This window comes from Faecalibacterium sp. IP-3-29 (assembly GCF_023347335.1).
In the GTDB taxonomy this organism is placed as follows: domain Bacteria; phylum Bacillota; class Clostridia; order Oscillospirales; family Ruminococcaceae; genus Faecalibacterium; species Faecalibacterium duncaniae.
Genome location: NZ_CP094471.1, coordinates 2,083,100 through 2,102,534 on the forward strand (window position 1 = coordinate 2,083,100; position 19,435 = coordinate 2,102,534).

14 protein-coding genes, 1 tRNA gene and 1 other RNA gene are annotated in these 19,435 nt (G+C 58.8%); 6 read left to right on the top strand and 10 right to left on the bottom strand.

From position 1 onward, the window contains the following. Positions 1–97: 97 nt before the first annotated feature. A complete protein-coding gene (locus MTP40_RS10005) occupies positions 98–1,648 on the top strand; it encodes a recombinase family protein (protein WP_249259306.1) in 1,551 nt (516 codons plus the stop codon). Here the strand turns inward: MTP40_RS10005 and MTP40_RS10010 are convergent. The 4 genes from MTP40_RS10010 to MTP40_RS10025 form a co-directional block, all read right to left on the bottom strand. Continuing rightward, positions 1,611–1,688: transfer RNA gene (locus MTP40_RS10010), tRNA-Pro, on the bottom strand. The two genes, MTP40_RS10005 and MTP40_RS10010, sit on opposite strands and share 38 nt — an antisense overlap. A gap of 138 nt (positions 1,689–1,826) precedes the next feature. Further along, entirely contained in the window at positions 1,827–4,709 is a 2,883-nt protein-coding gene (gene uvrA / locus MTP40_RS10015) for an excinuclease ABC subunit UvrA (RefSeq protein WP_207685124.1), read from the bottom strand. Further along, positions 4,696–6,753, bottom strand: coding sequence for an excinuclease ABC subunit UvrB (gene uvrB, locus MTP40_RS10020; protein ID WP_207685123.1), 2,058 nt, complete (start codon positions 6,751–6,753; stop codon positions 4,696–4,698). Before uvrB ends, uvrA begins: the two co-directional genes overlap by 14 nt. 84 nt (positions 6,754–6,837) lie before the next feature. Then, positions 6,838–7,563 (bottom strand): JAB domain-containing protein, encoded by a 726-nt coding sequence (locus MTP40_RS10025; protein WP_207685122.1) that lies wholly within the window; start codon positions 7,561–7,563, stop codon positions 6,838–6,840. A 314-nt stretch (positions 7,564–7,877) separates the two neighbouring features. Here MTP40_RS10025 and MTP40_RS10030 point away from each other — a divergent pair, with 314 nt between their 5' ends. Next, positions 7,878–8,888, top strand: a complete 1,011-nt coding sequence (locus MTP40_RS10030; RefSeq protein WP_207685121.1) for an RluA family pseudouridine synthase — start codon at positions 7,878–7,880, stop codon at positions 8,886–8,888. After that, positions 8,876–9,253, top strand: coding sequence for a PAS domain-containing protein (locus MTP40_RS10035; protein WP_207685120.1), 378 nt, complete (start codon positions 8,876–8,878; stop codon positions 9,251–9,253). Before MTP40_RS10030 ends, MTP40_RS10035 begins: the two co-directional genes overlap by 13 nt. Positions 9,254–9,405: 152 nt before the next feature. On the opposite strand, the gene MTP40_RS10040 is transcribed toward MTP40_RS10035, so the two are convergent. The 4 genes from MTP40_RS10040 to MTP40_RS10055 form a co-directional block, all read right to left on the bottom strand. Next, entirely contained in the window at positions 9,406–10,587 is a 1,182-nt protein-coding gene (locus MTP40_RS10040; protein WP_249259307.1) for an FprA family A-type flavoprotein, read from the bottom strand. 89 nt (positions 10,588–10,676) lie between these two features. Next, on the bottom strand, positions 10,677–12,008 hold the full coding sequence (rmuC, locus tag MTP40_RS10045) for a DNA recombination protein RmuC (protein WP_249259308.1): 1,332 nt from the start codon (positions 12,006–12,008) through the stop codon (positions 10,677–10,679). Between the two features lie 3 nt (positions 12,009–12,011). Then, on the bottom strand, positions 12,012–13,493 hold the full coding sequence (locus MTP40_RS10050) for a transglutaminase-like domain-containing protein (RefSeq protein WP_249259309.1): 1,482 nt from the start codon (positions 13,491–13,493) through the stop codon (positions 12,012–12,014). An 18-nt stretch (positions 13,494–13,511) separates the two neighbouring features. Further along, a complete protein-coding gene (locus MTP40_RS10055; RefSeq protein WP_238077700.1) occupies positions 13,512–14,585 on the bottom strand; it encodes an alpha/beta hydrolase in 1,074 nt (357 codons plus the stop codon). A gap of 326 nt (positions 14,586–14,911) precedes the next feature. Here MTP40_RS10055 and MTP40_RS10060 point away from each other — a divergent pair, with 326 nt between their 5' ends. The 3 genes from MTP40_RS10060 (at position 14,912) to ssrA (ending at position 16,437) form a co-directional block, all read left to right on the top strand. Further along, positions 14,912–15,430, top strand: coding sequence for a GNAT family N-acetyltransferase (locus MTP40_RS10060; protein ID WP_249259310.1), 519 nt, complete (start codon positions 14,912–14,914; stop codon positions 15,428–15,430). Positions 15,431–15,543: 113 nt separating this feature from the next. After that, positions 15,544–16,026, top strand: a complete 483-nt coding sequence (gene smpB, locus MTP40_RS10065) for an SsrA-binding protein SmpB (RefSeq protein ID WP_249259311.1) — start codon at positions 15,544–15,546, stop codon at positions 16,024–16,026. A gap of 62 nt (positions 16,027–16,088) precedes the next feature. Then, positions 16,089–16,437, top strand: a transfer-messenger RNA (tmRNA) gene (ssrA, locus tag MTP40_RS10070). Between the two features lie 64 nt (positions 16,438–16,501). Here ssrA and MTP40_RS10075 read toward each other — a convergent pair. Next, a complete protein-coding gene (locus tag MTP40_RS10075) occupies positions 16,502–17,002 on the bottom strand; it encodes a methylated-DNA--[protein]-cysteine S-methyltransferase (RefSeq protein WP_249259312.1) in 501 nt (166 codons plus the stop codon). A gap of 3 nt (positions 17,003–17,005) precedes the next feature. Beyond that, a complete protein-coding gene (gene pheT / locus MTP40_RS10080) occupies positions 17,006–19,417 on the bottom strand; it encodes a phenylalanine--tRNA ligase subunit beta (protein ID WP_249259313.1) in 2,412 nt (803 codons plus the stop codon). Between the last annotated feature and the right edge of the window lie 18 nt (positions 19,418–19,435).

Consider the following 19,435-nt stretch of genomic DNA (forward strand, 5'->3'; position numbering starts at 1 on the left):
ACAGCGTTCCTAATAGGAAACAATCATAGAATAAGAAAACACGCCTGCTGAGCAATTTCATTGTACCATGATCCTGCTCAGCGCACAAGGAGCAATCATGGCAAGAAAAAAGAAAGTATCTCCCGGGAACCGTCTGGTTGCCTACTACCGTTACAGCGGCGGTTCCCAGCAGACCGAGCAGAGCATCGAGGGCCAGCGCCGGGACTGCGAAGCCTACGCCCGGCAGCATGGCTTGACAATCGTGCATGAATACATTGACCGGCACATTTCGGGCCGTGGTGTTGAATCCAGGCTGGCTTTTCAGCAGATGATCGCAGATAGCAGCAAGCATCTGTTCGATCTCGTGATTTGCTGGAAAACAGACCGCTTCGCCCGCAATCGCTATGATAGCGCGGTCTACAAAAAGAAACTGCGGGATAACGGAGTTCGCATTCTTTATGCAGCCGAAAGCTCTGTGGAAGGGCCCGAGGGCATTATTCTGGAAGGTCTGATGGAATCCCTGGCCGAATACTATTCCGCTGAGTTGGCTCAAAAGATGCGGCGTGGTATGCGGGAATCCGCATTGAAAGGAAGAGCCATCAATCCCAGCCGCCCCCTGGGGCTTACTACGGATGAACACAAGCGATTTATTATCGACGAGAAAAACGCCCCGACCATTCGATTCATCTTTGAGCACTATGCGGCCGGAGAAAGCAGCGCTTCCATCGTGGAGCAGCTGAACGCTGCCGGGCTCCGTACCAGTAAGGGCAATTCTTTCAACAAATGCAGCATTCCTCGCATCATCCAGAATGAAGCCTATCATGGTGTTTATATCTGCAAAGCCTACGATGTCCGTATTGATGGGGCAATCCCCGCCATCATCGACGATGATTTATGGAAGAGGGCGCAGAAAATGCTCACGCTCAATAAACAGCACCGTGCACCACATAGTTTCCATGCTGATTACTTGCTCTCTGGCAAGCTTTTCTGCGGTTGCTGCCACAGTCTGATGCGGGGCATCTCCGGCCACAACTGCCGCAACGATGTTTACTATTACTATGCTTGCGGGAATAAAGCTGATGGCGGTACCTGCAAAAAGAAAAACATCCCAAAAGATGTTGCCGAGAATCTTGTGGTCAATGCCATCTGTGAAAATATCCTTCGTCCAGACACTCTTGAAGATCTGGCCGACGCTATTGCCGCTGCACAGCAGGCAGATGTCAACCAGCCCGATCCAGAGCGTGCAATGTTAGAGCAAAACCTGGCTGATGTGCACCGAAAAATCAACAATATCATTGAATCCATTGAAAACGGTACTGCCAGCTCTCGTCTGTCCGCCCGCCTTGCTGACTTGGAGCAGCAGGAAAGCACTCTCAACTATCAGTTGGAATCCCTGAAAGAAATTCATCCACCCGTTCTGGATCGTGAGCGCATCCTTTTCCTGTTGGAGCAGTTCCTTATCTCTCCCAATGAACGTACCGAGGATTATAACCGCAGGATCATTGATACCTTTGTAAATCGCATCGAGATCACAGACACGGAAATGCTTATTTATTTTAATCTTTCCGAAGCGTCTGCTTCCGAAAAACAAAAAAATTCCCAGCCGAACAGTTGTTCGACTGGGAATCATCTGGTCCGAGTGGCGAGAATCGAACTCACGGCCTCTTGAACCCCATTCAAGCGCGCTACCAAAACTGCGCTACACCCGGATATCGTCCTCTGCCTCCCTACCGAAGCATTGGCGACAAAAGATATTATACGCATCTTTCCGGGTTTTGTCAACACTTTTCTGCATCTTTTTCTGATTTTTTCAAGAAAAGTATGATTTTAATCGTATGAGCGCCGCTTTACTTTTTTGCTTTTACGCCAGTTTCCGCATCTGCTGCCCGCAGCTGTCTGTCCTTTTCCAGCAGGGGCTTGAGGTACTGGCCGGTAAAGCTTCCGGGCACCTCGGCCACCTGCTCGGGCGTACCCTCGGCAATCACCAGACCGCCGGCGCTGCCGCCTTCAGGGCCAAGGTCAATGATGTGATCGGCACACTTGATGAGATCCAGGTTGTGCTCGATGACAATGACCGTGTTGCCCGCATCCACCAGCTTCTGCAGCACCTCGATCAGGCGATGCACGTCCGCAATGTGCAGGCCGGTGGTAGGCTCATCGAGGATATACACCGTCTTACCGGTGCCGCGGCGGGCAAGTTCGTTGGCCAGCTTGACACGCTGAGCTTCGCCGCCGGACAGGGTGGTGGCACTCTGGCCAAGGGTCACATAGCCAAGGCCCACATCCAGCAGGGTCTGCAGCTTGCGGGCGATCTTGGGCTGGTTTGCAAAGAACACCACCGCCTCCTCCACGGTCATGTTCAGCACGTCGGAGATGGTCTTTTCCTTATACTTTACCTCCAGCGTCTCGCGGTTATAGCGCGCGCCCTTGCATACCTCACAGGGCACATAAACATCCGGCAGGAAGTGCATCTCGATCTGCAAAATGCCGTTGCCCTCACAAGCCTCACAGCGGCCTCCCTTGACATTGAAGCTGAACCTTCCCGGGCCGTAGCCGCGCATCTTTGCATCCTGGGTCTCGGCAAAGACGGCGCGGATATCGTTGAACACGCCGGTATAGGTGGCCGGGTTGGAGCGGGGCGTACGGCCGATGGGCTGCTGGTCGATGCCAATGACCTTATCCACGAACTCAAGACCCTCCACCCCGTCGCACTTGCCCGCACGGCTGCGGGCACCGTTCAGCTCACAGGCCAGCGTCTTGTACAGGATCTCATTGATCAGGCTGGACTTGCCGGAACCGGAAATGCCGGTCACACAGACGAACTCGCCCAACGGGAACCGGACATCAATGTTGCGCAGGTTGTTCTCCCGGGCACCTTTCACGGTCAGAAAGTTTCCATTGCCGGTGCGGCGGGTCTGGGGCACGGCAATGCGCTTGCGGCCGGAAAGATAATCGCCGGTGATGCTCCGCTTAGCCTTACAGATATCCTTTACACTGCCCGCCGCCACGATCTCGCCGCCGTGAACGCCTGCGCCGGGGCCCACATCCACGATATAGTCCGCACTGCGCATGGTATCCTCATCGTGCTCGACCACTATGACAGTATTGCCGAGATCCCGCAGGTTCTTCAGGGTTGCAATGAGCTTGTCGTTATCGCGCTGGTGCAGGCCGATGCTGGGCTCGTCCAGCACATAGAGCACGCCGGACAGCGCACTGCCGATCTGGGTGGTCAGGCGGATGCGCTGGCTTTCGCCGCCGGACAGGGTGCCAGCCGCGCGGGCCAGGGTCAGGTAATCCAGACCCACGCTCTGCAAAAACTGCAGGCGGTTCCGGATCTCCTTCATGATCTGACCGCCGATCTGCCTCTGCTTCTCGGTCAGGTTCGGCTCATTTTCGGCAATAAATTTCAGCTCATCCCGGATGGACATTTCGCAGAACTCGCTGATGTTCTTATCCCCAACGGTCACTGCCAGCACCACCGGCTTCAGGCGCTTGCCGTGGCAGTCCGGGCACTCCACGCCGGACATGAAGCTGCCGATCTCTTCCTTCATCCACTCGCTGTTGGTCTCCCGGAAGCGGCGCTCCAGGTTCTCCACGATGCCCTCAAACGTATTATAGTAGACACCGCTGCCGAACTCGTTGGTTCGGTGCATCTCGATCTTTTCGCCGTTGGTGCCGTAGAGCAGGGCGTTCACTGCCTCGGTGCTCATATCCTTGATGGGCGTGTCCAGCGTAAAGCCGTATTTTTTACCCAGACCAAGGTAGTACATTTCGCTGACAGAGCCCTCGGCGTAGTACCAGCCGCTGGCCTTGATGGCCCCCTGCCGGATGGACAGGTTCTTATTGGGCAGGATGCGCTCCTCGTCCACCCGCATAAACGTACCAAGGCCCGTGCACTTCTCACAGGCACCCTGCGGGTTGTTGAAGGAGAAGAGCCGGGGCGACAGGTCCCCGATGGAGATGCCGTGCTCCGGGCAGGCGAAGTTCTGGCTGAAGGTCATGCACTCCCCACCGATGACATCGATCTCGGCGATGCCGCCGGTCAGAGCCAGCGCAGTTTCCAGCGAATCCGCCAGACGGCCCCGGATGCCCTTGCGCATGGCAAGGCGGTCCACCACGATCTCCACCGTGTGCTTGATGTTCTTTTCCAGCGTGATCTCTTCGTCCAGGTCATACAGATTGCCGTCGATCTTCACACGGGAATAGCCGCCCCGCCGGGCGGCATCCAGCTCCTTCTGCTGCGTGCCCTTTCGCTGGCGCACCACGGGAGCCAGCACCTGGAATTTGGTGCCGTCCTCCAGCTTGAGCACGGCATCCACCATCTCATCCACGGTCTGCTGGCTGATGACACGGCCGCACACCGGGCAGTGGGGCACGCCCACCCGGGCATACAGCAGGCGCAGGTAATCATAGATCTCGGTCACGGTGCCCACGGTAGAGCGGGGGTTGTGGCTGGTGGTCTTCTGGTCAATGGAAATGGCCGGCGACAGGCCGGTGATCTCATCCACATCGGGCTTGTCCATCCGGCCCAGGAACATCCGGGCGTAGCTGGAAAGGCTCTCCACATAGCGGCGCTGGCCGTCGGCATAAATGGTATCGAAGGCAAGGCTCGACTTGCCGGAACCGGACAGGCCGGTCATAACAATGAATTTTTCGCGCGGGAGGGTCAGATCAATATTCTTCAGGTTGTGCTCCCGTGCGCCTTTGATGACGATCTTATCGTTTGCCAAGGTACTTTCTCCCTCTTCTCTGTGTCTGTGCATGGTTCTGCCTGCGCTCGGTCTCGGCATCCGAGTCCACGGTAGGGTTCTCGCCCCGGCGCAGGCGGTCGATCTGGTCACGCAGGAAGGCCGCATGCTCAAATTCCAGCAGCTTGGCAGCCTCCTTCATCTCCCGGGTCAGGCGCTCGATGGCAGCTTCCCGCTCCAGTTTGCCCATGCGGCGGGTATTCCGCTTTGCGTTCTCCGCCTTATCGCTGATCTCAATGCTGTCCGCAATGGCCTTGACGATGGTCTTAGGCACGATGCCGTGTTCTTCATTGTAGGCCATCTGGATGGCACGGCGGCGCTCGGTCTCGGTGATGGCGCGTTCCATGCTGTCCGTCACCTCATCGGCGTACATAATGACCAGACCCTCGGCGTTGCGGGCCGCGCGGCCAATGGTCTGGATGAGGCTGGTCTCACTGCGCAGGAAGCCTTCCTTGTCGGCATCCAGGATCGCCACAAGGCTGACCTCGGGCAGATCCAGGCCCTCGCGCAGGAGGTTGATGCCCACCACCACATCGATGGAGCCCAGGCGCAGATCTTTGATGATCTCCATCCGTTCAAAGGTGTCCACCTCGTGGTGCATATATTTGACCTTGATGCCCTGCTCGGTCAAGAAGTCGGTCAGGTCCTCGGCCATCTTCTTGGTCAGGGTGGTCACAAGAACACGCTCGTTCTTCGCCGTGCGGGCGTTGATCTCGCCCAGCAGGTCAGTCACCTGCCCCTCCACAGGCCGCACCGAGATCAGCGGGTCCAGCAGACCGGTGGGCCGGATGACCTGCTGCGCGATCCGGGTGCTGTTCCGGCGCTCGTACTCGCCCGGCGTGGCCGAGACGAACACCATCTGGTTCAGTTTGCTTTCCACCTCCTCAAACTTGAGGGGGCGGTTGTCAAAGGCCGACGGCAGACGGAAACCGTACTCCACCAGCGTCTTTTTGCGGGCGTAGTCGCCGCCGTACATAGCGCGCACCTGCGGCAGGGTCACATGGCTCTCATCCACAAAAAGCAGAAAATCCTCCGGGAAATAATCCAGCAGGGTGGTGGGCATACTGCCCGGCGCACGGCCCGACAGCACCGCCGAGTAGTTCTCGATGCCCTTGCAGATTCCCACTTCGGTCAGCATCTCGATGTCGTAGTTCGTTCGCTGCTGGATGCGCTGGGCTTCAATGAGCTTGCCCTCGGCGGTGAACTTCTTCACCTGCTCGTCACACTCGGCGCGGATCTTTTCAATGGCCGCTGCCTTTTTATCGGCACTGACGATGTAGTGGCTGGCCGGGAAGATGGCCACATGCTTCACCACGTTCTGCCGGGTGCCGGTAACGGGGTTGAACTCCGTGATGCGGTCGATCTCATCCCCAAAGAACTCCACCCGGATGGCAAGATCGCTCATGTAGGCCAGATAGATATCCACCGTGTCGCCGTGAACACGGAACTTATTGCGGATAAAATTGATGTCGTTCCGCTCATATTGCAGGGTGACCAGCTTTTTGCACAGGTCATCCCGCTCCATCTGCATCCCGGGCCGCAGGCTGATGACCATGCTGCGGTAATCGATGGGGTCGCCCAGAGAGTAGATACAGGACACCGATGCCACAATGATGACATCCCGCCGCTCCGAAAGCGCCGCCGTGGCCGAATGGCGCAGGCGGTCGATCTCATCGTTGATGGCGCTGTCCTTTTCAATGTAGGTATCGGTGCTGGGGATGTAGGCTTCGGGCTGGTAGTAATCGTAGTAGGAAACAAAATACTCCACCGCATTGTCCGGGAAGAACGAGCGGAACTCGGTGCAGAGCTGGGCCGCCAGCGTCTTATTATGGGCCAGCACCAGCGTGGGGCGGTTGCACCGGGCGATCACGTTGGCCATGGTAAAGGTCTTGCCGCTGCCGGTCACACCCAGCAGGGTCTGGCAGCGGTCGCCCCGCTCAACGCCCTCTACCAGCTGCTCAATGGCCTGGGGCTGGTCACCCGTGGGGGCATAGTTGGAGACGAGATGGAACTTTTCATCGGCCATGTCTCGTTTCTCCTTTCTGTTCTCAGATAGAACTACAAATAGTTGTGCTTTTCATGTTGATTATAACACAATTATTTTATAATATCAATACGGCCTGAGCATCTCCCCGGTCTGGAAATCGTAAAATGGCAGGCGGTTGGCCTCCCGCATGGAGAAATATTCGCTCTCGGTCAGGATGATGTGATCCCGCAGATGCACCTTGACCAGCCCCAGTGCCCGGACGATATTCTCGGTGGCCATCAGATCCTCCCGCGAGGGCAGGGCCACGCCGTTGGGGTGGTTATGGCAGAGCACCACACTGTCGGTACCGCCCTTGAGGGCTGCCGCCACCACATCCTTGATTTCCAGACTCACCCGGTCGCTGGTGCCGTCCCGCAGCCAGAACAGCCCCTTGATGCGGCTGCGGCCATCCAGCGCAGTCAGCAGGGCGCGTTCCTGCACAGTCCCGGCAAACTGTGCCATCAGGTATTCGACCAGCTGGTCGGTGGTCTTCATGCATTTTTTTCCGTTGACCGCACACTGGGTATAGTATCTGCCGACCTGCGGCAAAAGATGCAGCATCCGGGCGGTAGAGGGGCCTACGCCCTCCACCGTCAGCAGATCCTCCTCGGAGGCATCCAGCACCCCGGCAAAGTCTCCGAACCGGTCCATGAGGACATGGGCAAGGCCGTTGGTGTCCTTGCGGGTGTTGGTGATGTAAAGGACATATTCCAGCGCTTCGTGGGGTTCCAGACTTTCCAGTCCATACTGCTCTACCCGAGCGCGCATCCGCTGGCGGTGCCCCTTATGCTGGCAGCTTTCCTTTGCCATGGTCGTTCTCCTTTTGCGTTATTACTTTAATAGTACCGTTTTTTCAGCAAAACACAAGGGGGCACAGGAAATATTCTGCGTTGACTTCAAAGAAAGGGTGGTTTATTATAGAGAAAAGGCTTTTTTATGAATCAATATGCCCTCTCAGTCAAAGCCTGCGGCTTTGCCAGCTCTCCCAAAGGGAGAGCCCCTTGTGGCTCTCGGTCAGCATGTACTGAACCCGGGAGATGCATTGCCTCTCCCTTTGGGAGAGGTGGATTTGCGAAGCAAAGACGGAGAGGGTTTGTCTTTCATCCAACAAAAGGAACGATTTTATGAAACAATTTACTGCCACCGCAAACGACGAGGGCGTGCGGCTTTCCCGCTTTGTCCAGAGCGTGACGCGCGATTTCCCCACCAGCCTGCTGTACAAGAGCTTCCGCAACAAGCGGGTCAAGGTCAACGGCAAAAAAGGTACCCCCGAGGATCGGCTCAAGGCGGGCGACCTCATTGAGCTGTACATCAACGATGAATTCTTCCCGCCCGAGGGCGCAAAGCCTGCAGCCCGCAAGCCTGCCCCCAAAAAGCAGCAGAACCAGCCCAAGGTGACCGTCATCTATGAGGACGAGAACATTGCCGTGCTGTACAAGCCCACCCATCTGCTCTGCCACAGCGACCGCACCGGCGATGCCAACCTTGTGGACGCATTCACCCAGTATCTGGCCCAGAAGGGCGAGTACGATGCGGGCGGTGAGAACCGCTTCAAGCCCGGCATCTGCAACCGGCTGGACCGTGGCACTGAGGGCCTTGTCATCGCGGCCAAGAGCTACGCCGCCCTGCGGGACATGAACGAGATCATCCGCACCGACCTGCTCAAAAAGGAATACTACACCATCACCGTGGGCATCCCCCAGAGCGGGCGGTTCACGGCCTGGTGGGAGCACGACGAGAAGAACAACAAGGTCAGCATCCATGCCCACCAATCTCAGGATGAGCGCCGCAAGCAGATCATCACCGATGTGGATGTGCTGCGCACCGCCGGGCCCTTTGCCCTGTGCAAGATCGGCCTCATCACGGGCCGCACCCACCAGATCCGCGCGCATCTGGCCTACCTGGGCAAGCCGGTGCTTGGAGATATCAAATACGGCAACCGCAAGATGAACGAGCGCACCGGCACCCGGACGCAGGCTCTCTGCGCCGTCCGCATCAGCTTCCTGGATATCCCGGAGGAGAACACCTTGCACTACCTCTCCGGCAAGGTCATCAAGCTGAAGGACCCCCAGATCGTCAAACAGTTCGACGCACTGGATAAGAATAAAGAAGGAGCAGCATCATGGCAGACCTGAACGCCTATTTCAAAAGCATCATCGACCAGGACCGCGAGGCCGTGGTTATCTGCGACCTGGATCACACCATCCTCTATATGAACCCTGCCGCTGTGGTGGATTACGGCAAATACGGCGGAGCCGCCCTGCTGGGCAAAAGCCTTCTGGCCTGCCACAACCCCCATTCGGTGGAAGCCATCCGCAAGGTGGTCGAGTGGTTCGCGGCGGATGCCAGCCACAACATCGTCTATACCTATCACAACGCAAAGCACGACCGCGACGTCTACATGGTAGCCCTGCGGGACGAGGACGGTACCCTGATCGGCTACTACGAGAAGCATGATTCCCGAAAAGCTGAAACTATGAAGCAGTACGATTTGTTCTGACAAAGAAAGGCGAACTCCACACAAAAAAGACTTTGCCGCCTACCCCCCGTGCGAAGATGCTACTCTGCTATACCTCCCGCATAGACAAAACGAACGCCTGCCGGGCTTTTCTCACACGGCAGGCGTTCGTTCGTTTTTATGGGGTCGATTCGTTACTTTGCCAGCAGCTCATCAGCCAGCACATCCATCTGTGCCTCAGCGGCAGCATTTGCGGCAGAGCGGATGGTCACAACGGCATCACAGACGGTGATGTTCTTCATGCCGTCCAGCTCGGCACGCATCAGCTTTGCAGCCATGGGGGCCCAGGTGCCGTTCTCCATCAGGCCAACGGTGCGGCCCTGGAAGTTCTTGGTCTTGAGGTGTGCCAGCAGATTCTCCATCGGCGGGAAGAGGAAGCCATCGTAGGTGGCACAGGCCAGCACGATCCGGCCACAGCGGAAGGCCTCAGTGACGGCATAGGAGACATCGGTGCGGGTCAGATCCATCTCCACCACCTTGGCACCCTTGGCGCGCAGCTTCTCAGCCATGGTGTGGGCGGCGGCTTTGGTGTGGCCGTGGATGGAAGCGCTGGCCACCAGGATCTTCTCCGGCTCCTCAGCCTTGTAGCTGGACCACAGGTCATAGTAGTTCAGGTACTTGCTCAGATCGCCGGTCAGCACGGGGCCGTGCAGGGGGCAGATGGTGGCGATATCCAGCGCGGCGGCCTTTTTCAGCAGAGCCTGCACCTGCGGGCCGTACTTGCCCACGATGTTCAGGTAGTAGCGGCGGGCCTCGCTGGCCCAGTCGGCGTTTTCGTCAAACCTGGCCACTGCACCAAACCGGCCAAAGCCGTCTGCAGAGAAAAGCACCTTTTCACTGCTCTCATAGCTCACCATGACCTCAGGCCAATGCACCATGGGGGCAAGCACAAAGGTCAGGGTGTGGGTGCCCAGGCTCAGGCTCTCGCCGTCCTTCACCACCACGCGGCGCTCCTTGGCAATGGCATCCGCCCCAAAGAACTGATCCATATACAGGAAAGTTTTGGCGTTGCCCACCACCTGCATTTCCGGGTAGAGGGCGGCCAGTCTGGCGATGTTGGCACCGTGGTCAGGCTCCATGTGGCTGACCACCAGGTAATCCGGCTTGCGTCCGGCCAGTGCCTCGGTCAGGTTGGCAAGCCAGGGCTCCGTGGCACGGTTGTCCACCGTATCCAGAATGGCGGTCTTTTCGTCCAGAATGACATAGGAATTGTAGCTCACGCCGGTGGGCACCGGGTACTGGCTCTCGAACAGGTCAATGGTGGTATCGTCCACACCCACGCCCAGAATGGCTTCGCTGATCTTTTTCACGCTCATAGCAGACATCCTCTCTATCCATATTGCAGTGCCGGAAAAGCGGCAATATAATACTAATAACGGTTCCTAGTATAGCACATTGTTAAAGATTATTCAAGCTCCTCCGGCAGTCTTGCTGCCACCGGCCGGCCGGGCTCGGTGTCCAGCTCCAGCAGGGCTGCTGCGCTGGAATCATCCAGGCTCTGGACACTGCGGAGCTTGCGGCTGATGGCCCGGCTGCGGACACCAATGAGGTTGTCCAGCTCTTCATCGGTCTGGCGCAGGCGCTGCTGCATCTTGGAGAGCCCCTGCCCGAACTTGTCAAACTCCGTCTTAACGGCACCCAGCAGCTGCCAGACCTCGCCGGAGCGCTTCTGGATGGCAAGGGTCTTGAAGCCCATCTGCAGGCTGTTGAGCAGAGCCGCCATGGTGCTGGGGCCTGCAATGTTCACCTGATAATCCCGCTGCAGCACCTCCAGCAGACCGGCGTTCACCACTTCGGCATACAATCCTTCAAAAGGCAGGAAGAGGATGCCAAAGGTCGTGGTGTAGGGCGGTTCCACATACTTTTCCCGGATGTCCTTTGCCTCGCTCCGCAGCACCAGCTCCAGCGCATGGCGGGCATTCTCCACCGCCTGCGCATCGCCGGAGGCCTGGGCATCCTGCAAGTGCGCATAGGTGTCGCCGGGAAATTTGGAGTCGATGGGCAGCCAGACCGTGCCGCCGTCCGTGCCCGGCATCTTGATGGCATATTCTACCCGCTGGGTGCTGCCCGGGATGGTGGCCACATTGGTCTCGTACTGCTCCGGGGCCAGGATCTCTTCCAGAATGGCCCCCAGCTGGATCTCGCCCAGAATGCCGCGGGTCTTAACGCCCGAGAGCACCTGCTTCAGCCCGCCCACATCGGCGGCAAGGTTCTGCATCTCGCCCAGCCCCTTGTACACCTGTTCCAGCTGGTCGTTCACAGCCTTGAAGCTCTCGGTCACCCGCTTCTGCAGGGCATCCTGCAGTTGCTCGTCCACAGTGTGGCGGATCTCATCCAGCTTTTTGGCGTTCTCGGCCTGCAGAGCGGTCATGTTTTCCGCAAGGGTCTTGCGCAGCTCTTCCAGCTTCTGGGTGTTGGCGGCCTCCAGACTCTGGAGCCGCTGGGTCAGGATCTGCTGCTGGCCGCTCTGGCCCTGTGCCAGCGTGGTGCTCATGCTCTGCACCGAGGTCTGCAGCGTCTCACTGACGCTGCGGATGGCGGTGTAGTTTTGCTCCGCCATTGCCGCCTGTCTGGCCGCAAAGTCTTTTGCCTGTGCATCGAGCTGCTGCTGCATCCAGCGCTTGAGCTCCTCGTAGTCTCCCCCGTTCCGGGGCTTGTTCAGTTTCCAGAGCACCGCTGCCAGCAGCAGGCAGATGGTGACCAGCAGCAGGGTGTACAATCCAGCTAAAAATTCCATTGATTATAAGTCCTCGAAATCGACCAATTCTTTCCGGGTATCCAGCGCATCGCCATAAAGGCCCACGCCGTCCACCTCGCACTCGCCCGACTGGTTATCATAGGGGTCGGAGCGGAACCCGTACATCGGCGGGTCAAAGGGTGCCTCAAAGGCGCGGTTTGCCACCATGCGCCCGGTGTCCAGGCTGCCGAAGTAGTGACGGCGCAGCTCTTCCTCGCCCTGCCGTGCCATGGAGGCACCAAACGAGCAGTCGGCATACATCCAGCCCTTGGGGGCAATGTAGAACATGGCCCAGTCGTGGCAGCCCACGCCGGTGGGCGACACCGACAGGCCGCTCTGCCAGCGGGCCGGAATGCCCACCAGACGGCAGAGGGTGATGAAGGTCAGGGCCATAATGCCGCAGTCACCGCGCCGGTCCCGCGCGCAGTGGTCGGGCAGGCATTCCTGCACAAAGTAGGCGGGCTGATAGTGATACCGCACGTTCAGGGTAACGTAATCATAGATGCGCTTTGCCTTTTCCGCCGGGTCGGTGATTCCTTCGGTCAGCTGCGCGGCCAGCGCCCGCAGATAGGGCGTGAACACGATATGCGGGGCCTGCTCCTCGGTATCAAAGGTCGGCTGTTCCGGTGCAGGCACAAAGTCCAGCGGGTCAGCATAGACTGCCGTTGTCTTGTAACGGTACTGCACCCCGAAGCGGCGGTTTTCGGTCAGGTCAGCCTCCCAGCAGACGGTGCGCTGGGGAGCGTTTGCATCGGCGATGCGGCCCGGCTGCTCGGTAAAGCTCTGCAGCTCGATCTCGCTCTGGGCCAGGCATTCCGCCGGGATGGGCAGCCAGGCGCGGACGTGCACGCTCTCCCGGCCCTCTGCCTTTGCCTTGGCCAGAGCAGCGGCAAAGGCCTCATCCGACATCCCCACGCTGGTTTTCAGCGTGATGCGGGCACTGGCCTGCCCCTCCCGCTCCATCTGGTCATGGATGCGGCGGCGGCGCTCCCGTGCCAGCGCGGCCGGGGCGGGCGGGTCGAGCTGACGGGCGGCAAGGTCGGCGTGGGTGGCGATCAGCGTCTCGGCAAAGCGGTCAAGGTAGTGCTTCTCCCCTTCCACAAACCGCCAGTCCACCCGGCCCTCATGCACAAGCTGGCGGAACTCCTCCACCGTGAAATCCCGCACAAGGCCCTGCATCCGGGCCACAGCCTGTGCCTCGTTCCAGCAGTATTCCTGCGGCAGGCGGCACATGATCTCCTTCTGCACCAGCAGGGCATCCCGCAGCGCGTCCACGTCGTGGGGCACAGGGTTGGCGGGCTGCTCGTACTCCGGCATTTCCAACCCCTGACTGCGGGGGCTGTTCTGGGTCTCCGTCCAGTCCTCGGCCAGATATTCATCGATCCGTGCCATTGCTTCTTTGTAATAGCCTGCGGCCTTCAGCCGCTCCACATCATCGGGCAGACCAACGTTCAGATGCACAAATGCTTCGTTCAGATCTTTCATCCTGTTTCATCCTTTCTCTCAGGCGCACTGCTCTTCCCAGAAAGCAGTGGCTTCCACCAGCCAGTTCTCGGCATCTGTTCCGGTGCCGATGCCGCAGACGTGAGGTGCATTGTTGAACACCCGGTAAACATGCTTGACGTGATTGGCCTGCAGGGCAGCTTCCAGCTGCGGTCCCTGCCGCCAGTAGACCAGCTCCTTCAGCAGCGTGTCGTTCACACCGTGCCAGTGGTAGGTGGCGGGGTAGTCCGGCGTGATCTCATCCGAAAGATTCCGGGTATAGTATTTGGGGCCGTACGCGCCGATATCCTGAATGACATGGTAGATGGGCTTGATGTAGGTCATATCGTTGATGGGGTAGCCCAGCAGCAGGGCGGCAGGCTTGGGCACATTGTAATGCTGATACCCCACCGATTCCGTGCCGAACAGACCCGTCAGGTGGCCGCCCATGGAATATCCCACGATGGCGTACTGCTCTGGCTGGATGCCAAACTCCGCAGCGTGTTCCTCAATGTACTGCATGGCCCGGCCGATGTCCTCCAGCGGAGCGTCATCGGAAGCATCCGTCCAGACGCGATACCGCAGAATAAAGGCGGCATAGCCCAGCTCATGCAGCTGCCAGGCCGTGCAGGCCCCCTCCTCCAGCTCGGCGCTCTCATTGGCACCGCTGCCAGCCAGGATCAGCGCAAACTTGGCATTTTCAGCCTTGGCCGGGAAATAGAACAGGCCGGTGTTGTTTTTGGTGCGGTCCGCCGCCTTTTCCGCATCCGTGTAGAACGAGTGGGTGACCTGAACGCCATTGTTGTAGTTCTCAATGACCAGATTCAGCCCCTTGGCGCAGCCTTCGGCCACATACTCGTTGGTGTAGCCCTCCACAGTGGTCATCTCCCACAGGGCCTGACCCGGCGGGCAGTCCTTATCCTGCGAGTAGGTGTAGAAGCCGGAGTTCTTGATGCCCGGGTTGTTGCGCACTTCCTTCATGGTGGTCTGGGCCGTGATGTTGGGCTCTCCCTTTTCCATTACGGCACCGGCGGGCAGGGCCAGCAGTGCCAGCAGACACAGCACCATCGCGACGATTCGTTTTGCCTGTTTCATGTTCCGTTCCTTTCCCCCGGCACCGCCCTGATTGCATTTTCCCGTACAGAGGACTATAATATGAGACTGCACAGGCGACACCGGTTGGTTTTTGTTCTATTGTATCACACCCGCCGGTATTGTCAAAATAAATCTGTCCGCAAAATCCATGCGTTGTGATCTCCACGCTTCCGAGGGGCCGGGTATTCAGATTCCGGACACTCTGCCCGGCCTGAGGTGAACAGGTTTCCATTGTGATTTGCGGCAGATTCTGCTATACTGAAAAGAGATATTGCACACGCAATGAGGGGAAACCGGAGCATTGCGGCTCCGGTCAGGATAGGAATATGAGTGAGATCACAGTCCGGCCCATGATGCCGGAGGATTGGACTGCCGTGTCCAAAATATATCTGGAGGGCATTGCCACCGAGCACGCCACCTTCCAGACCAACTGCCCGCCCTACACCGCCTGGGACGCATCCCATACCCGGGAATGCCGCCTGGTGGTGCTGGACGATGGGGTCGTGGCCGGCTGGGCAGCCCTGCATCGGGTAGATTCCCGCTGGTGCTACCGCGGCGTGGCCGAGGTGAGCATCTATGTCGGGGAGAAATTCCGGGGCAAGGGGCTGGGCTATCACCTGCTCACGGCGCTCTGCCGTGAGGCCGAACAGGCCGGGTACTGGACGCTGCAGTCCACGGTGCTGCAGGACAACGCCCCCTCCCGGGGCCTGCACCTGAAATGCGGCTTCCGCATGGTGGGCCGCCGGGAGCGCATTGCCCGGGACTGCCACGGCCGCTGGCTGGACACCTACCTGATGGAGCGGCGGTGTGCAGCGGACGAACCGGCGGGCTATAAAAAGCTGTAAGGTACTTTTTGCGGGAAAGATTTACAGTTTCTTCAAAAAGTGACCTTGAAAATCCACAAAAATATGATATACTAACGTAACGATACCAAAGCGATAGAAAGGAGGCGCGCGGAATGGCACCGACCAAAGAGCGTCCGGCAACCAAGACGATTGTCACAAACCGGGAAGCGCGCCACGAGTATTTCGTTCTGGAAGCGCTGGAGACCGGCGTTGAGCTGAAAGGCACCGAGGTCAAGAGCCTGCGTGCCGGCGGCGTAAACCTGAAAGACAGCTGGGTCGATATTGAGGACGGCGAGCTGCTGGTCAAGGGAATGCACATCACCCCCTACGACCACGGCAACATCTTCAATCAGGACCCCATGCGGGTGCGGCGGTTGCTGGCCCACAAGAACGAGATCCGGCGGCTGCACCAGCAGTGCAAGCTGCAGGGCTACACTCTTGTGCCGCTTTCGCTCTACTTCAAGCATGGCCGCGTCAAAATGGAGCTGGGCCTGTGCAAGGGCAAAAAGCTCTACGACAAGCGTGCAGATGCCGCCAAGCGCGATGCCAAGCGCTCCATCGACCGGGCCGTTAAATCCAACGGCGTTTACTATTGATTTCAGGCAGCATTCCTGCCCGGAAACTTCAAAGCTTACCCACACCGCAAGGTGTGTTTTATGGGGGCGTAAAGGTTTCGACGGGGGGAGCGAGGCCTGGGCAGCGGGTAGCAGTGGGGGACCTGCTCTAAACTCCTCCAAAAAATTAACTGACAACAATAATTATCAGTTGCTCGCAGCCTGAGTGCTGCGCGTTCCGCCCACTCTTGTGTCGTGTGGGGCCGGGGCGTCCTTTAGACACAGCACCTGAACGGACCTAAGCTTTGCGGACCGGCAGGAACTCATGAAGCTACCAATGCGTTAGCCTGGCGACCGGCGTGACGCGGAGGGAATGTTGTTGATCGCCTGCACCCGGAGACACCTACGCTGAACTCTTTTCGGACATGGGTTCGACTCCCATCGCCTCCACCACACAAGAAAAATCCGAACCTCTTCCCATCGGGAAAAGGTTCGGATTTTTCTTGTGCTGTATTTCTTACCGCGTCATTTTCATTTCCAGTCTCAGCAGCGCGGCTTTTTTATCGATGCCGCCTGCATATCCGGTCAGGCTGCCGTTTGTTCCGACAACGCGGTGGCAGGGAATGATGATAGAGATCACATTGTGTCCGACAGCCCCGCCCACAGCCTGCGCAGACATCCGGGAAAGGCCGCGCTCTGCAGCCAGCTGCCTTGCCAGTGCCCCATAGGTCGTGGTCTGGCCGCAGGGGATGCGGCGCAGCAGCGCCCACACCTCCTGCTGAAAGGCAGAGCCAGCGGGATGGAGCGGCGGAGTAAAGTCCGGCTCCTGCCCGCCGAAATAAACATCCAGCCAGCGTCTGGCCTCGGAGAGCACAGCGGTCTCCTGCTCCTGATGCACCGCATCCAGGGTGCGGGCAAAGTACTTCTGCCCCTCGAACCAAAGGCCGGTCAGGCCGATGTCATCAGCGGCCAGCAGGATGCCGCCCAGAGGAGACTCATAGTGCTGTGTAAAGATCACCGTTTACCGGATCTCAATGCCCAGCTTGAACTTCAGGTTGCCCAGCACCTTCTTGACGGTGCGCTCGACCTGCTCAGCGGAGATTTCCTCACTGGGGTCAGACAAGGTCAGGGAGAAGGCCATGCTCTTCTTGCCCTCGCCCAGGTTTGCGCCGCGGTAGATATCGAACAGCTTGACCTCGGTGATGAGGGAGCTTGCCTTCTTGATGGTGTCCTCGATCTCGCCGCAGGTGACCTTTTCCTCGCAGACAAGGGCCAGGTCACGCTTGACGGCGGCGTAGGGGCTCAGCGGCTTATAGCGCAGCTCACCGTCCACACAGGACATCAGAGCCTCATAGTCCAGCTCACCCAGATAGATGTTCTGGCTGTCCTTCTGGTCCTTTGCGATCTCCAGCTCGCCGTTGATCTCATTGGAGAGCTTACCGAACACGCCCAGACGCTTGCCGTTGCAGTAGACGGCGGCGCTGATGCCGGGGTGGAGCCACGGGGTGGTCTCGCGCTCATAGGTGAAGGTCAGGTCAAAGCCTGCGGCCAGCGCCTCCATTGCACCCTTGACGGTGAAGAAGTCCTCCTCGGGGCCAAAGGCACCAATGCAGAGGGTCTGACGCTCATGGGGATGCTCGCTGATGGGCAGCTCCTTGGCCAGATAGACGGGAGCCATCTCGAACAGGCGGCCCTCGGCATTGCCCTTCTTGAGGTTGTCCACGATGACATTCAGCATGGACGGGGTCAGCAGGGTGCGCATGATGGACAGGTTCTCGCTGATGGGGTTCAGGATGCGGATGGCCTTGCGGGCGGCATCCTCAGCGGGGATGTGCAGCATATCCAGCTCCGCGTTGGAGTAGAAGGCCAGGGTGGATGCCTCATAGAAGCCCTGCGCAGCCAGCAGGCGCTTGGTCTTGAGCTGCTGCTTCTGCGCGTAGTTCAGGCCGCCGTTGGTGACAGAGGCGGTGTTCAGGAAGGTGGGGTTGATGTGGTCATAGCCGTACTCACGGATGACCTCCTCCGCCAGATCGGGGAAGCTCTCCACATCCTCACGGTAGAGAGGAGCAGACACATCCCAGCTGCCGTCAGCCTGCACATCCACAGTGAACTCCAGGCGCTGCAGGATATCGATCATGGTCTGCTCGGGCACAGTGATGCCCAGCACGCCGCAGATCTTGGCAGGGGTGGTCACGATGTGCTTGCGCTCCAGCGGGCGGCCATCGGTCAGGTCATACTCGAGGGTGGTGATATCGCCGCAGTCCAGCTCCTGGATCAGGTGCAGGGCACGGGCCAGGCCCAGCTCGGGAGAGTTGCGATCCACACCCTTTTCATAGCGGGCAGAGGAATCACTGTTCTGGCCCAGAGCACGGCTGGTCTTGCGGACGCAGTCACGGGCGAAGGTGGCGCACTCGAACAGCAGGCTGGTGGTGTTCTCGTCCATGCCGGAGTTGGCACCGCCCATGATGCCGGCCAGAGCCACAGGCTTCTCGGCATCGCAGATGACCAGATTGTTGGGGTTCAGGGCGAACTCCTTTTCATCGAGGGTCACGATCTTCTCGCCCTCGTGGGCACGGCGCACATCAATGGTGCGGCCGGCGACCTTGTTCAGGTCAAAGGCGTGCATGGGCTGGCCCATTTCCAGCAGGGTGTGGTTGGTGATATCCACCACGTTGCTGATGGAGCGCAGGCCGCACAGGGCCAGATGGCGCTTCATCCAGCGGGGAGATTCGCCCATGCGGATGTTGCGGACGTAGTGCGCCATATAGCGGGGGCACAGGTCAGGGGCCTCCACCTGGACGTTGATGGGAGCATCCGGCTCGCAGACAGCCTTGTAATCCATGGCGGGCATGTGTAGGGGCTTGCCCAGAATGGCAGCGACCTCGCGGGCAATGCCCAGCACGGACTGGCAGTCGGGGCGGTTTGCGGTGATGGAGATATCGAAGATATAGTCATCCAGACCGACAACGGGTGCGATGTCGGTGCCGGGAACGGAATCCTCGGGCAGGATGAGCAGACCATAGACCTCAGAGCCCGGGAACAGGTCATCGTTCAGGCCCAGCTCCTCGCCGGAGCAGAGCATACCGTTGGACTCCACGCCCTGCATCTTGCGGGCCTTGATCTTGATGCCGCCGGGCAGGGTGGAGCCATCCAGAGCGGCGGGCACGCAGTCACCCAGCTTCATATTGGCGGCACCGGTGCTGATGCGGATATCGTGGCCGTAGTCACCGCAGTCCACCACACACTTGGTCAGGTGGGTGCCCTCCTGCTTTTCCATCTCCACGATCTTGCCAACGACCACCTTGCTGATGCCTGCATCCAGCGGGATCAGCTCTTCCACCTCAAAGCCGCAGGAGAACAGCTTCTCCTCCAGCTCCTGAGCGGTAACGTCGATATCAACGAATTCTTTTAACCAACTGAAAGGTACTTTCATTGTCTGTTCTCTCCCCTC

Coding starts and splice junctions, on each gene's coding strand:
- rmuC (WP_249259308.1), bottom strand. CDS start 12,008: ATGGAATTTTTAGCTGGATTGTACACCCTGCTGCTGGTCACCATCTGC.
- MTP40_RS10050 (WP_249259309.1), bottom strand. CDS start 13,493: ATGAAAGATCTGAACGAAGCATTTGTGCATCTGAACGTTGGTCTGCCC.
- MTP40_RS10030 (WP_207685121.1), top strand. CDS start 7,878: ATGAAACAATTTACTGCCACCGCAAACGACGAGGGCGTGCGGCTTTCC.
- MTP40_RS10040 (WP_249259307.1), bottom strand. CDS start 10,587: ATGAGCGTGAAAAAGATCAGCGAAGCCATTCTGGGCGTGGGTGTGGAC.
- MTP40_RS10025 (WP_207685122.1), bottom strand. CDS start 7,563: ATGGCAAAGGAAAGCTGCCAGCATAAGGGGCACCGCCAGCGGATGCGC.
- MTP40_RS10005 (WP_249259306.1), top strand. CDS start 98: ATGGCAAGAAAAAAGAAAGTATCTCCCGGGAACCGTCTGGTTGCCTAC.
- pheT (WP_249259313.1), bottom strand. CDS start 19,417: ATGAAAGTACCTTTCAGTTGGTTAAAAGAATTCGTTGATATCGACGTT.
- MTP40_RS10055 (WP_238077700.1), bottom strand. CDS start 14,585: ATGAAACAGGCAAAACGAATCGTCGCGATGGTGCTGTGTCTGCTGGCA.
- MTP40_RS10060 (WP_249259310.1), top strand. CDS start 14,912: ATGAGTGAGATCACAGTCCGGCCCATGATGCCGGAGGATTGGACTGCC.
- smpB (WP_249259311.1), top strand. CDS start 15,544: ATGGCACCGACCAAAGAGCGTCCGGCAACCAAGACGATTGTCACAAAC.
- MTP40_RS10035 (WP_207685120.1), top strand. CDS start 8,876: ATGGCAGACCTGAACGCCTATTTCAAAAGCATCATCGACCAGGACCGC.
- uvrB (WP_207685123.1), bottom strand. CDS start 6,753: ATGGCCGATGAAAAGTTCCATCTCGTCTCCAACTATGCCCCCACGGGT.